This window comes from uncultured Caballeronia sp. (assembly GCF_964243625.1).
GTDB lineage: Bacteria > Pseudomonadota > Gammaproteobacteria > Burkholderiales > Burkholderiaceae > Caballeronia.
Window position 1 is genome coordinate 1 of record NZ_CAXTGZ010000152.1, and the last position, 12,035, is coordinate 12,035.

General features: G+C 59.2%; 15 protein-coding genes. 9 read left to right on the forward strand and 6 right to left on the reverse strand.

All coding sequences use genetic code 11. From position 1 onward, the window contains the following. Nucleotides 1-900: alpha/beta fold hydrolase (locus ACFFAR_RS12810; RefSeq protein ID WP_375507961.1), on the reverse strand; the 900-nt coding region annotated here is incomplete at its 3' end. A gap of 173 nt (nt 901-1,073) precedes the next feature. Here ACFFAR_RS12810 and ACFFAR_RS12815 point away from each other — a divergent pair. From ACFFAR_RS12815 to ACFFAR_RS12825, 3 genes are read left to right on the forward strand one after another with little or no spacing between them, the layout of a single operon-like run. Beyond that, complete coding sequence (locus tag ACFFAR_RS12815; protein ID WP_174362829.1) at nt 1,074-1,853, forward strand: DNA/RNA non-specific endonuclease; 780 nt, start codon at nt 1,074-1,076, stop codon at nt 1,851-1,853. After that, a complete protein-coding gene (locus ACFFAR_RS12820; protein ID WP_062002538.1) occupies nt 1,846-2,106 on the forward strand; it encodes a hypothetical protein in 261 nt (86 codons plus the stop codon). Before ACFFAR_RS12815 ends, ACFFAR_RS12820 begins: the two co-directional genes overlap by 8 nt. 47 nt (nt 2,107-2,153) lie before the next feature. Further along, nucleotides 2,154-2,657: a methylated-DNA--[protein]-cysteine S-methyltransferase gene (locus ACFFAR_RS12825; protein WP_062002537.1), complete on the forward strand. Its 504-nt coding sequence runs from the start codon at nt 2,154-2,156 to the stop codon at nt 2,655-2,657. A 104-nt stretch (nt 2,658-2,761) separates the two neighbouring features. Here the strand turns inward: ACFFAR_RS12825 and ACFFAR_RS12830 are convergent, their stop codons facing one another. The 3 genes from ACFFAR_RS12830 to ACFFAR_RS12840 all read right to left on the reverse strand — a co-directional run bounded on the left by ACFFAR_RS12830 (nt 2,762) and on the right by ACFFAR_RS12840 (nt 5,042). Further along, on the reverse strand, nt 2,762-3,463 hold the full coding sequence (locus ACFFAR_RS12830; RefSeq protein ID WP_062002536.1) for an OmpA family protein: 702 nt from the start codon (nt 3,461-3,463) through the stop codon (nt 2,762-2,764). Between the two features lie 394 nt (nt 3,464-3,857). Further along, a complete protein-coding gene (locus tag ACFFAR_RS12835) occupies nt 3,858-4,565 on the reverse strand; it encodes a DUF2968 domain-containing protein (protein ID WP_174362828.1) in 708 nt (235 codons plus the stop codon). A gap of 198 nt (nt 4,566-4,763) precedes the next feature. After that, complete coding sequence (locus ACFFAR_RS12840) at nt 4,764-5,042, reverse strand: hypothetical protein (RefSeq protein ID WP_174362827.1); 279 nt, start codon at nt 5,040-5,042, stop codon at nt 4,764-4,766. A 366-nt stretch (nt 5,043-5,408) separates the two neighbouring features. Here ACFFAR_RS12840 and ACFFAR_RS12845 point away from each other — a divergent pair, with 366 nt between their 5' ends. The 4 genes from ACFFAR_RS12845 (at nt 5,409) to ACFFAR_RS12860 (ending at nt 7,977) form a co-directional block, all read left to right on the forward strand. Beyond that, on the forward strand, nt 5,409-6,908 hold the full coding sequence (locus tag ACFFAR_RS12845) for an RAD55 family ATPase (protein WP_375507962.1): 1,500 nt from the start codon (nt 5,409-5,411) through the stop codon (nt 6,906-6,908). After that, the gene (locus tag ACFFAR_RS12850) at nt 6,905-7,261 is read left to right on the forward strand and encodes a response regulator (RefSeq protein WP_062172300.1); all 357 of its coding nucleotides are present in this window, start codon (nt 6,905-6,907) and stop codon (nt 7,259-7,261) included. The genes ACFFAR_RS12845 and ACFFAR_RS12850 overlap by 4 nt, the downstream gene beginning before the upstream one ends. 95 nt (nt 7,262-7,356) lie before the next feature. Continuing rightward, nucleotides 7,357-7,611 (forward strand): CsbD family protein, encoded by a 255-nt coding sequence (locus ACFFAR_RS12855; RefSeq protein ID WP_062172299.1) that lies wholly within the window; start codon nt 7,357-7,359, stop codon nt 7,609-7,611. A gap of 132 nt (nt 7,612-7,743) precedes the next feature. Then, nucleotides 7,744-7,977: a hypothetical protein gene (locus ACFFAR_RS12860; protein ID WP_062172298.1), complete on the forward strand. Its 234-nt coding sequence runs from the start codon at nt 7,744-7,746 to the stop codon at nt 7,975-7,977. A 16-nt stretch (nt 7,978-7,993) separates the two neighbouring features. On the opposite strand, the gene ACFFAR_RS12865 is transcribed toward ACFFAR_RS12860, so the two are convergent. Both ACFFAR_RS12865 and ACFFAR_RS12870 read right to left on the reverse strand, forming a co-directional pair. Further along, nucleotides 7,994-8,221: a hypothetical protein gene (locus ACFFAR_RS12865; RefSeq protein ID WP_174364778.1), complete on the reverse strand. Its 228-nt coding sequence runs from the start codon at nt 8,219-8,221 to the stop codon at nt 7,994-7,996. A gap of 71 nt (nt 8,222-8,292) precedes the next feature. After that, nucleotides 8,293-9,807, reverse strand: coding sequence for an AarF/UbiB family protein (locus ACFFAR_RS12870; RefSeq protein ID WP_174364777.1), 1,515 nt, complete (start codon nt 9,805-9,807; stop codon nt 8,293-8,295). Between the two features lie 1,052 nt (nt 9,808-10,859). On the opposite strand from ACFFAR_RS12870, the gene ACFFAR_RS12875 reads away from it, so the two are divergent. Next, nucleotides 10,860-11,402, forward strand: a complete 543-nt coding sequence (locus ACFFAR_RS12875) for a hypothetical protein (protein ID WP_174364776.1) — start codon at nt 10,860-10,862, stop codon at nt 11,400-11,402. A gap of 198 nt (nt 11,403-11,600) precedes the next feature. Beyond that, nucleotides 11,601-11,966, forward strand: coding sequence for a hypothetical protein (locus ACFFAR_RS12880; RefSeq protein WP_062172294.1), 366 nt, complete (start codon nt 11,601-11,603; stop codon nt 11,964-11,966). Nucleotides 11,967-12,035 lie beyond the last annotated feature (69 nt).

Sequence of the window (12,035 nt, forward strand, 5' to 3'; positions counted from 1 at the left end):
CGCAGGTGCGAGATCCTTGCCGATCGCCGTCGTGTCCTTGTCGCCAATCAGCAGCAAGGTCGGCGTCCGGATCTGGCCAAATTCATACACCACCGGCTGGGTATAGATCATGTCGTAGAGCAGCGCCGAGTTCCACGCCACCAGATCCTTGCCCGGCCCGCGGTACATTCCCGCCAGCATTTGTACCCACGGCTCGTAGCGCGCGTCCCAGTGGCCCGCGTAATAGGTGGACTGCTCGTACTTGCGAATGCCGTCGGCGGTGGTCTTCAGCTCGCGCGTATACCAGTCGTCGATGGAAATCGACGGCACGCCCTTCGCCTTCCAGTCTTCAAGGCCGATCGGGTTCACGAGCACGAGTTGCTCGGTCTCCTGCGGGTACATGAGCGCGTATCGGACGGCGATCATGCCGCCGGTGGAATGCGCCACGAGCGTCGCCTTCTTCACGCCGAGCGCCTCGAGCAGCGCGTGCGTGTTGCGGGCGAGTTGCTGGAACGTGTACTGGTAACGCGTGGGTTTGGTCGATTTGCAAAAACCGATCTGATCCGGCGCAATCACGCGATAACCCGCGTTCGTCAGCACATCGATGCTCTCTTTCCACGTCGCGGCGCAGAAGTTCTTGCCGTGAAGCAGGACCACGGTCCGGCCATTTGGATTCTTCGACGCCACATCCATGTACGCCATGCGCACGATCTGCCTTTGCGATGAAATTGCGAACTGGCCGACGGGATACGGATAGTCGAAGCCCTGCAATTCGGGACCGTAGACGGGACCGTCGTTATCGGTGGCGGGCGCGGTGGCAGATGCCGGCTCGTCCGTTGACACGGCGTTGGCAAACACCGGCGATGCAAGCAAGGAAACCGAAGCTACAACAGCGCAGAACATGCGGCGGGTCACAGTCATGGGCGCAAGAACTCGCAGATAAAAACAGGAAGGACCGACATTTTCGGGCGCTTGGGCCACGCTGCCGCGGCGAGGGAATTTTATCGTGTGCGAGCGCTGATCGCTAACGAACGCTTTTCGCATACCGTGCGCTTATACTGCCGCCTCGCACAAACGACCATCCCGCCTTTCACATGCAGATCCGCATCTCGCAGTTCAAGACACGCTTCACACTTTTCCTGGCCGCGCTCGGCTGCACGCTGTCCCTGACCGCGCTTGCGGCCGATTGCCTGCAGTTCAGCCCGGACGGCCGCGCGCCCATCGTGGTGAACGCGAAGATGCGGGCATCGACGCAGCAGCTTTGCTATTCCGATTTCGCGGTCCTCCATTCCGGCGTGACACACGGGCCTTTGTGGTCGGCTGAACATCTGACGGCGCAACACATCGACGACGCTCGCGACAACGCGCGCACGAACCGCTTTTTCGTCGATAAACAATTGCCGCCCGGCGACAGCGCCACGCTCTCCGACTACAAGCGCAGCGGTTACGATCGCGGCCATATGAGCCCGGCCGGCGACCGATGGGACAAGAAAAGCATGGCCGAATCGTTTTCGCTTGCGAACGTCGTGCCGCAAAACCCGTCGAACAACCGGCGCATCTGGTCGCGCATCGAGCAAGCGGTGCGACGGCTGGTGGAAGAATCCGGCGAGGCCTATGTCGTGACCGGACCGATTTTTTCCGGACGGCAGTTGCAGACCATCGGCGAGTCGCGCGTGCTGGTGCCTACCCAGTTGTACAAGGTGGTGTACATGCCACAACGCAAGCTGGCGTTCGCGGTCGTCGTGGACAACACGCCCACGAACGAATACACGGTCAAGACGGTCCACGAACTGGAAGCCATGAGCGGGCTGCAGTTTCCAGGCATTCCCGACTCGCTGAAAGATCAACGCATTGGAGGACTGAAAGGTGTTTAAGCCATTCTCAAACGATACCGACACACTCAACATCGACGGCGACGCACTCGTGATCGCAAATGATCCTGCGCGCTTGTCCGTGTCCGGCGATCTGACGATCACCCGCGACAAGGCCGGGCTGGCGACTGCGCTGGCGCTGCAGAAAGCCGTTAACGCAATCGTCGATGCACTGCAAAACGACGCCGCGCTGCCTGTCAAACTGGCCGCCGAGCCGGTGAAACCGGCCGGCAAGACCGATAATCCGTTTATCTAGGCTGCAAACCAGCTGCATCCAGACTTGATAAACGATGGGAGACACTGTTGATTGAATGTCACATTGCACCGAGTCCGCTGGGCCATCTGGCGTATCGCGCTGAGGATGAACATCTCACCGGTCTGTTCTTCGTCGGGCAGAAACATTTTCCCGCAGGTCTCATCGATACCGGCGCGCCGCGGTCGCGGGTTATCGCTGAAGCGATGGAGCAGATCGCCGAGTACTTCGCTGGCGAACGCACCGCGTTTTCCGTCAAATTACGCTTGAATGGAACCGACTTCCAGCAACGCGTCTGGGCGGCATTGCTGGAAATTCCGTTCGGAAATTCGTGGACTTACGGCGATCTCGCGCGCCGCATGGGCTATGCGCCGGGGGCATCGCGAGCGGTGGGCGCGGCTAACGGGCGCAATCCGGTGGGGATCATCGTGCCGTGTCATCGCGTGATTGGCGCTGATGGCGAACTGACAGGCTACGCGGGCGGCATGGAGCGCAAACAACATTTGCTGACGCTCGAAGGCGGCCCCGGCCGCGCTCAACTCACGTTGTTCTAACTGGTCAAAACATACGGCAGCGTCGCCCCAAGCACAAAACCCCGCAAGCGCTACGCGCTTGCGGGGTTTTTACGTCGTGGCGTTGGTAGAAACGCCCGCCGCGATTACTGCGTGCTGACGCGAATTTCCACGCGACGGTTCTTCGCGCGACCCGCTGCCGTCGAATTAGACGCCACTGGGTTCGCCGCGCCGAAACCTTGCGCCGAATAGTTTTGCGAGCGCAGACCGTTGCTCTTCAGGTATTGCATGACCGATTCCGCACGGCGCTGCGACAGACGCTGGTTGTGCGATGCCGAACCTGTGGAGTCGGTGTAACCCGATACTTCGACCTGACGCAACTGAACGTTCTGACCAGCAGCAACGAACTCATCAAGCGTGCTCTTAGCGTGCGGCGTCAGCGTGGCGCTGTCGGTTGCGAAGTTCGCGTCGCCGCTCAGGTCGATCTGACGCGGCATTTCCGGCGCAGCTTGCGGCACGGGTGCCGGAGCCGGTGCGGGGGCCACTTCCGGTTGAGCCGGTGCGCCGCACTGGAACGTCAGGACGCGCGGGTCCAGAGCATCTTCCGAGGGAGCGCGCAGGCGTTCCATGGTCTCCAGCTTGTATGCGGGCTTGTCGCCGCAAATCTTCTGCGCCTGTTTCACGCACTCAGCGACGCCTTCAAACAAACCATGGCATTCCACGCGATAAACCTGCGCGCCATTGGCGGTCTGGATCTGATTTGCGTTGAACGTGGGACCCGAAGCACTGGAGCAGCCAGCGAGGGCGCCGATTGACAACAAGCCTGCAGCGATTAATTTATTAGACATCCTGTTTACCGTTTCGAAATTACATGTGACTGAGATATCGAGACAAACGCGTACTGGTCGGGCCATCAGACAATTACCCGATTTCCACAGCCACCTTATTCGCCTCAAGCCTTCGATTCGGATAATCCTAAAATGATCTGGAATCCGAAATCGCGCGAAATGTTAGCACGTGGAATCAAGCATTCCTTACTGGATAATTCCTAATTAATGAAACAGCGCGCGACGACTTTGGAAACAAGCTTTAAATGTAAATATTAAGAAAAGTTTTGGCAGGCTATTACTGTTGCAGCAATAAAAAACGGCTGCGAAGGCAGCCGTTTTTTCACAACTTGGAATGCTGCCGGAACCCGGCAGCGGCGGAACGCTCTACAACGTTCGCTCCGTCAGACGCACGTTACTTTGGAAACGGCAACGGCATCAGGTCGGTGTCGGACTGACGTTGCAGGTCCTGCACCTTGGTTTGCAACGCGCGCAATTGCGCTTGCGCCGAATCCTGCTCCGCACGCAGCGACCGGATTGCCTCCTGCTGCTCCGCCTGGCGGTCCACCACCTGGCTTTGCTGTGCACGCGCCACTTCAAGGTCAGCCTGCAAGCGGTTCGCGCGCTGTTGCTGAACCGCGATCAGCCGATCCGCAAAGTTCTTTTCCGCCTCGAGTTTGGTTCGGCGGATTTCTGTATCGGCAAGCGCGGCGCTGTTCTTCGCAAAGTCCGCATAAACCGTTTCCGCCCGTGCGTCGGCTTGAGTCTTGATGACGCGCCAGAATTTCTTTTGCTGGAACAACGCAATGTAGAAAGTCATTTCGTCCGGGTAAAACAACATGCTTGCGCCATAACTGCCGTTATACGTCGTGCGCAGTTCCTTTACCTTGCCGTCGCGAATCATTTGCTGCAATTCCGCGATGTTGCCGTTCGCCGTGGCCTGCGGCTCATCAGCGGCGCCGTTGGTCAGAAGGCTCCGCCGCGTCCCCGAACCGCCCAGGGGATCGTCCTGTGCGGCGCTGCTTTGCGCGGACGCTGCAGGCCCCGCCGCGAACGCCGCGCCGCACAGGATGAACCATGCCAAGACCAGCGCCCCGCCTCTCGTTGTTTTGTTGGAGTCCATGGAATTTCCGGGTTGAACGCAATCAAGAATGCGAAAACATCGGAATTATGGCAGATAGAAAAGGTAAAGCGGAAAATGCGTGAGCCCGCTTTCTCTATCTTCTTCGTCACCTGAAACACTCCAGGCTTTCGAGCGATTCCTCAAGCAATTCTTTTAACAACTTTCGGCGGATTTTCCTGCAGCGTTTCAAACTGCGCTTTAGAGATCGTGACGCAATCGGGGATGGTCCGGAGTGGGCTGACGAGGATGCATGTCGCCCATGTTGCTGACCGGCGAGAAGATGCGGTTATCGGCGGGCTGGTCGGGTACGGCCAACATGATTGCTCGATCCGCCCGATATGCGAACGGCGCGCCGGAGTAAATGCCCGGATCGACCGATGTCGCGGCCATGCGGGATTCGGCGTGCGCCAGACCGCTGAGGGCGAAAAGGCTCGCGGCCATCAAGACGAAACGGGACGAAGCGGTATTCTGGAACATGGGCGGTCTCGCAGCCAGATGCCTGCGCGAACGACCAAGGACTGCGGACTCGAACAGGCGTGAAACAGAGAAACGAACGCGTGTGCGCATGAATCGACGCAACACGCATACGGCAAAACATGATGAGACCATCCGTCCGCTCTTAAGACCATGAGCAAGTTCTTAATTTCTCCCGCATGACATTGGCTGCAGGGATGCTGCGGCGGCTCTCGCCCCCGGGCGCGGAACGTGCGGATAGGCTTGGTCACAGCGTCGCCGCATCGAAATGATTTCAAAGAAGTTCACAAATGCCGACATAGTGGGTCTTCTCGGCGATAATCCCGCTTTACGCGCCATCCTTGCCGGGCTACTCCACCCGAGATATTCATGACAGATCAAGCAATCCCCTCGACCCCGCCCGTTTCCGATCCGAACACCGTCACCACCGGCGTGCCGGGACTCGACGACATACTTGGCGGCGGTTTGCTCAAGGGCGGCTTGTATCTGATAGAAGGCATGGCAGGCGCGGGCAAGACCATCCTGTCGACGCAGATCGGGTTTCATCGCGTGGCCGAGGGCGACACGGTGCTCTACATCACGCTGATCGCCGAATCGCATTCCAAGCTGCTGTCGCATCTGAAAGCACTGTCGTTCTATGACGCCGACGCCATTTCGGACAAGATGTTCTTCGTCTCCGGTTATCACGAGTTGATGCGCGACGGCCTCAGCGGTTTTCTTGCGCTGATCGCCTCGACCATCAAGACGAACCGGCCGCGTTTCATGGTTATCGATGGATTTCGCAGCGCGCGTGAATTCAGCTCGACCGAGCTCGAGTTGTCTCAGTTCATCCACGAATTGAGCGCGTTTGTATCGGCGGCAGGCTGCACCACGCTGATCCTTGCGCCTCTGTCAGGCAACGAGCCGCATCCGGAACACACGCTTGTCGATGGCCTCGTTGAACTGAACCGGTTCGCGACCGGCATGCGGCGCACACGTGAAATAGAAGTGCACAAACTGCGCGCCCGCGATCACCTGCTGGGACGGCACTCCTTCAAGATCACCGCCGATGGCCTCGTCACATTCCCCCGCCTGGAAGCCCGTTCAATACTGCGCGAAAGCGCGCCCGACCTGAAGTCGAAGCTCGCGTTCGGGCTGCCGGATTTTGATGCCATGCTCGGCGGCGGCGTGGTCAAGGGATCGACCACGACCTTGATCGGGCCATCGGGAATCGGCAAGACGCTGATATCGCTGAAATTTCTGGAAGCAGGCACCGCCCGGGGCGAGCGCTGCGTTTATTTCGGCTTCTATGAATCGCCGGAGCGCCTGATCGCGAAGGCGGAAGGGGTGTCGATCAAGCTTGCCGAGGCCGTCGCCGATGGCCGCCTGATCATCGAATGGCGTCCGGCCGTGGAACTCGCAATCGATGAACTCGCGGCCGAGCTGCTGTCCGTAGTGAGACGGGTAGGCGCGTCGCGGCTCGTGGTCGACGGCATTGAAGGTTTCCACGATTCCGCGAACCGCACCGAGCGTTTTGGCCTGTTCCTGAACGCGCTTACACACCGTTTGCGTCAGGAAAGCGTCACCACGCTGCTGACCGAGGAGCTCCCGCTTTACGGCGACATGACGCACGGTGGGTCCATTCGGGCGTCGGCGATGACGGAGAACATCGTGCTGTTGCGCTATGTCGAGACGACCACATCGTTGTACCGGATCGTCTCGATCGTCAAGCAGCGCGAGGCGGCGCACGATCCCTCGATCCGGCGTTTTCTGATCGATGAAAACGGCTTGCACCTGAGCGACGGGTTCGTCGGCACGACCACGCTTTTATCAGCGCGTGGCACGATTCCGCCGACCTTGTCCGCACAGGACGCCGGCACGCGGACATGAAAAAGATCCTCGTCGTCGACGATGAATTCGACCTGCTCACCACCTGGCGGCTCGTGCTGCAAATGGAAGGCTATGAGGTCGGCACTGCGTCCAATGGCTTGCGGGCGCTGGAATCGGTGCGTGCGAATCCGCCCGACCTGATCGTGACCGACTGGATGATGCCGATCATGGACGGCCTTGCGCTGTGCCACGCGCTCGCGGCCGACGACACCCTGGCGCAGATCCCTGTCGTACTCTCGAGCGCCGCTGCGCGCACACCGGAAGTGACACACCCAAAGCTGGAGTTTCATCGCAAGCCGCTGTCCATTGACTCGCTGATTGCAATCGTGACGCGCCTGATCGGTCCGGCCTGAGCCGCTTCACCGTGCCTGGGCACGAACCCTGCTCAAAAGAGTTTTCCGGTACGCCGGATTCTTCGATAAACCGCTTCACTAGAACGGGAGGCACCATGGTGCAGGATCAGGTAGAAGGCGCGGCGCAAACCGTCGTTGGCAAGGTTCAGGATGCGGTAGGCGGACTTACTGGCGATACATCGACGCAAGCTGAAGGCAAGGCGCGGCAAGCGCTCGGCACGATTCAGCGCAATTACGGCGAGACGCTCGATAACGTCCGCGAAGCGGTCATTTCACAGCCGATCAACGGCGTGCTGGTCGCCGGTGCGATCGGTTTCGTACTCGGCGCGATCTGGGCGCGGCAGCGGTAATTTGAGCTGTGTTGAGGAATCCGGCCGCGCCTCGAGGCATGGCCGGTTTTTTTTCGCCCATTTTTTCCATAGGCGCAGGCCGGGCGCGGTTGATGCTGAATTCCCGAAGGTAAAAACTTTCGGAGGAACATCATGACCATTACTGCAAACCGGCTGTCGGACACCGAAGTGCTGGTTGAGACAACTGTCTACACATTTTCGGATAGCACTGTCGCGGACGCTTTCTTGCGTTGTATCGGCCAGGAATCCGTCGATACATGCAGCGCCAATCACGCGCCGGTTTCATCCCGCGCCGCGAATGAGGAAAAAGCGGACGACCTTCCGCCTGGAAGCATCATCTCGCCCTCGCTTGGTGGCATGCCCTGAGAGCGGCCGCCGCGGTTTACTTTTCGGGTTTGCCGTCCACGCGATCAGTGGAAGGCAGGCTCGATTTCCTCGACGTCCCTTTCGATACCCCTTCCGGCTCAGAGCTGTGCGAGCCAAAACCGCCCGTTCCGCTCGGCTCGGGCGAGTCACCGCTGCCAAGCGGCACTTCGGCAGTTTGCTTCGGGTTTTGTTTCAGGTCGCGGTTATCGGGTTCGCCGGGTTCCGCCTTCGTTGTTGCGCTCATGATCTGCTCCTTTTTGGATGGGTACAGAACCAAAGGCAGCAACACCCGTTCCCCGGCGACGAGGATGCTGCCTACCGGATCGGATCCGAACGCGCCCTGACGCCACGCCGGTTCTGCCGCGCCACCCAGTCGGAAAGCAGATTCGGCACGCGAGGCAATGCGTGCGGCCAGTGCACCGCTTCCTTCACAACCTGCGCCATGACCCCGTGCGAGCTGAACTGATCAAGCGCCAGACGCACGATCACGCGACGGGCAATCTTCCAGACATCGATATCCGGCGCAATCCGCTGCGCCATCTCCTCGATGCTCTGGGCCGAGCGCGCCAGTAATGCCGCCCGCGATGCAATGCCCGTATGGGCGTCGGCGAAAGCATGTTCCAGGGGACCCTTGCCGAGCGCCGTGAACAGATCGGAGACGGTGCGGTGGCGGTGTGCGTCGCCGGCAAAACGCTCTGCCTCCCGCCGGTACGTCGCCTCGACCCGCACCGTCTGCTGGGTTTCGTGCCCATCGTGCTTGCCGGGCGTGCCGTGGCGCATGTGTTCGCGCGCCGCCGCCTTGTGGTCGCCTCGCAAAAGCGCATCTGATCCGGTGACCAGGAAACTGCGTTCATGGGCCGCGAAAAAAGTGAGCGGCGAGTCGCCATCGAGCACCAGCCGGCCGAACGTATCCGGCTCGATGCTGACCGCCGCCCCCGCCGCTTCAAGACCGGCGTGATAGACGCCCTCGCCCAGCGCGATCTCGAAGAACGCCTCGATCCACGTTGCGATCAGATCGACCGGTTCGATGCCGTGAGCGCGCAACGCAGCGACGTCCGATAGCGGCACACTACGCACTGATCGGGTAACAAGCGCGGTATCGCTGCATAAATCCCAGAGCACTTCGGGCACGACGACACGGACGTCGTTGTTCACCTCGTGCAGCCGGTAGCGCAGGAAACTTTGATCGGCGGCGCGTTGGCGAAGGTCGAGCATTGCATTGACGGTATCGCCCAGACGTGCAATCAGCGCGCCGACGTTCTGCGCGCGCACCTCGCGGGAAAAGCGTTCGGCCAGGCGCGCCGCCGCGCCCGCCACGTCGAGATCCTGCGCGAGCTCCTTGCGGGTATCGGCACGAATCAGCGTGAGCCGGGCGCTGACGGGCAATCCCGCGGTGCCCAGGCTCGTTTCATTCAACCGCACCGAAGCGCGATGCGTCTGCTCGGCAATTCCGCAGCGCTCGGGTTCGTCTTCCACCTCGATCAAGGCAGCGGCACGCCCGGGCGGCAACGCTGTAACAAGTGCCTGCCGCAATGCCGCGCCTTTCAACGGCGTCTTGAGCGTATCGAGTTCCGCCAGCGCAACCCGCACCGCCGTTTCCGACAATGCCGGATGCTGCTCGAGCACGCCCGATGCCATGCTCAACACGCCTGAGAGGTTTTGCAGCAATGGCGCGCGCTGGGAAAGACTCGTGGCGCCATGAGCGCGCATGCCGGCCGTGAACGAGCGCATGACTCGGTGGATCGGCTCGGACTTGCCGGCGTCCGTCATCCGGCTCTCACGGACGAACAACAAGGCGAGACGCCAGATGCTTCGCAGCCGCGGCGTCAAGGCGTTATCCGGGGAAGGTGTGTATGAAAGATGTCTTGCTCCTTTAAGTGCCGCGATAAAAGCCAGCGGCAACACAAATTAAACCTCAGCAAGGTTCATTTCGCAAATTGTCTTGTTTCGCGTGGGCGTTCGGAAAATTGCCGTGTGCTTGCGATCCGCACGCAGCGCAAGCGCAAATAACGCGAGAGAGATAACGGCCTGCCCTCAGGCTGCGGCCTCATACTCACAGGAAACAGTTACGGGTGGTCTCGCGCGACACGGTGATGCCGTTTGAAAAATTATTTCATTCCCGCCGCACTTCACCAGATGTCCACAGCCCAGTTCCAAACTTGAGAATCGGTGGCGCGAGTCGAATTCATCAAACCGCTAGTCCCTAATTACCTACTCAAAGTCTTATTTTTGTCTAACTATTAAACACGTCTAGACCGAACACTTTTGAGACACAGTTTCGAAATCGCCTCAATCTCAGATAACCCAGAATTTTAAAGGTGTGAAGAAACGTGTGACGGCCTGTGGCGCAACGTGTCAACACGAGTGAGACGAAGCGATTTCAGCAAACCACCAAAGTTCGGTCGGGGCACTGGCAGCAGGGAATTTGCGCATGTTCAAAAGCGGCAGGCAGGGAATTCCGGGGCGCGTTCGACATCGAAAACCCTACAAATCGCAAACAAAACGCTATCGGCGTTATTGCCAAGTCGAGGATTGAGCATTTACGATAAATCACTCTACATTCAATAGCTTGCATAGCCTCAACGAAACTAGACCGCTGATAATTTCAGTTTCTATGGTTTAACCCGGCATATTGAAAAATTGTCAAATTTATACAAATTTTGCCTTGGGGTAACAGCTTTACTTTACAGTTATTCACACGGTGCCTCAGACTGACAATCGCAATTCGCCATTTAAGACAGTCGGCCTAAAGCAATATAAACAAGGCATTTTTTTAATCTGCACTCCGCCCGTCAATTGGCATAGTTCGTGCGTTATTTTCGATTTTCCGCCGCCCTATTTTTGATTGCCACATGCCAACCATCCAAGTGATCGAATTACAAATGACAGCCTTCAGCGAAGTGCTTGCCGAGTGCACGGAGCTCAAGGATCGTGTCGAAACAGAACGGGTGGCGGTATCGGCGATTACTGCCGCGCTCGTCAGCGCCAGTGAAACGCTTGTGGAGCGCGGCTGGATGACGGCAAAAAAGGTGCACGGACTGACCGTGTCCATGGAAGAAAGCGCGCTCGACCTCCGCGCCGCGCTCGACGAAGTGGACGCATCCATCACCACGGCTATCGCTCCTGTAGAGGTTTTCGCGCAGGCAACCGAGCGCATGCGGATTGCCCAATCCCAGGAAGCAGTCGTCGATGTCCCCGGCGCGCCATCGCACGCGCTGCTCGATATCGTCGCGGCACAGTACTCGGCGCTATGCGAAAAGCTGCTGCGCAACGTCCGCGAACTGGCCACCATGGCGGCCGTCAGGCTGAATGATCTGCGCCAGAAAATCGACCTGCTCCAGTCATCGTTTGGCGAGATCACCGCGGCGATGGCCACTCCAGAGTTTCGTCAGGGAGCGCCTGCGCACCTCGTCATGCATCATTAGGGCCTGCGCAACACCGCATGTCGTTACGTAACATCGGAACATGTGTCGACCGCAGCCTCTCATCAGCAGCACAGCCTTTTGCGGGGCCTCACACGTACCGCCCAAATGGCTGATTCCGCATTGCACTGTGGCGTGATATCGTTTTCCTGTCGGAATCAAAACTTCCGGAAAACATCAATCATCTTGGTGAGCAATGCCATGAACGACGTACGCCACAGTCTCGGCCCTAACGACCGCGTGGAATTGCTCTGCTGGCTCACGTGCGGGAGCCTCGGCGCGTATTACCTGAACGGTTCCTGGCCCACCGCGGCCTTTCACGTACAAGCCGCTCATAAATGGCTCGACAGGCATCAACGGCAAGCGGAATGGCTCGCCATTGCCAAATTGTCGGCGATCGCGGCAGATCTCGCGCAACGGCATTCAGAACTGGTCGATGCCGACTGGGCCCGCGACGCGGTCGAAGAAATCCTGGATAGCGACGATCTGAACTATCAGTCGGAACTCGTTCTGCGCGTGCTCGACGAATGCAGGCGCGCGCTCGCCGACAAACGCCCGGCGGATTAGGCAAAAGACCGGCAACCGGTTTAGCGCGGCGCCCTATCTACGCTAATGGGCGCGCTCGTTCGCGCCAGA

Bases quoted from the DNA above. Each gene is read 5' to 3' on its own strand.
- ACFFAR_RS12860 (WP_062172298.1), top strand. From the start codon at position 7,744: ATGACCATTACTGCAAACCGGCTGTCGGACACCGAAGTGCTGGTTGAG.
- ACFFAR_RS12865 (WP_174364778.1), bottom strand. From the start codon at position 8,221: ATGAGCGCAACAACGAAGGCGGAACCCGGCGAACCCGATAACCGCGAC.
- ACFFAR_RS12875 (WP_174364776.1), top strand. From the start codon at position 10,860: ATGACAGCCTTCAGCGAAGTGCTTGCCGAGTGCACGGAGCTCAAGGAT.
- ACFFAR_RS12855 (WP_062172299.1), top strand. From the start codon at position 7,357: ATGGTGCAGGATCAGGTAGAAGGCGCGGCGCAAACCGTCGTTGGCAAG.
- ACFFAR_RS12815 (WP_174362829.1), top strand. From the start codon at position 1,074: ATGCAGATCCGCATCTCGCAGTTCAAGACACGCTTCACACTTTTCCTG.
- ACFFAR_RS12830 (WP_062002536.1), bottom strand. From the start codon at position 3,463: ATGTCTAATAAATTAATCGCTGCAGGCTTGTTGTCAATCGGCGCCCTC.
- ACFFAR_RS12850 (WP_062172300.1), top strand. From the start codon at position 6,905: ATGAAAAAGATCCTCGTCGTCGACGATGAATTCGACCTGCTCACCACC.
- ACFFAR_RS12845 (WP_375507962.1), top strand. From the start codon at position 5,409: ATGACAGATCAAGCAATCCCCTCGACCCCGCCCGTTTCCGATCCGAAC.
- ACFFAR_RS12840 (WP_174362827.1), bottom strand. From the start codon at position 5,042: ATGTTCCAGAATACCGCTTCGTCCCGTTTCGTCTTGATGGCCGCGAGC.
- ACFFAR_RS12835 (WP_174362828.1), bottom strand. From the start codon at position 4,565: ATGGACTCCAACAAAACAACGAGAGGCGGGGCGCTGGTCTTGGCATGG.
- ACFFAR_RS12880 (WP_062172294.1), top strand. From the start codon at position 11,601: ATGAACGACGTACGCCACAGTCTCGGCCCTAACGACCGCGTGGAATTG.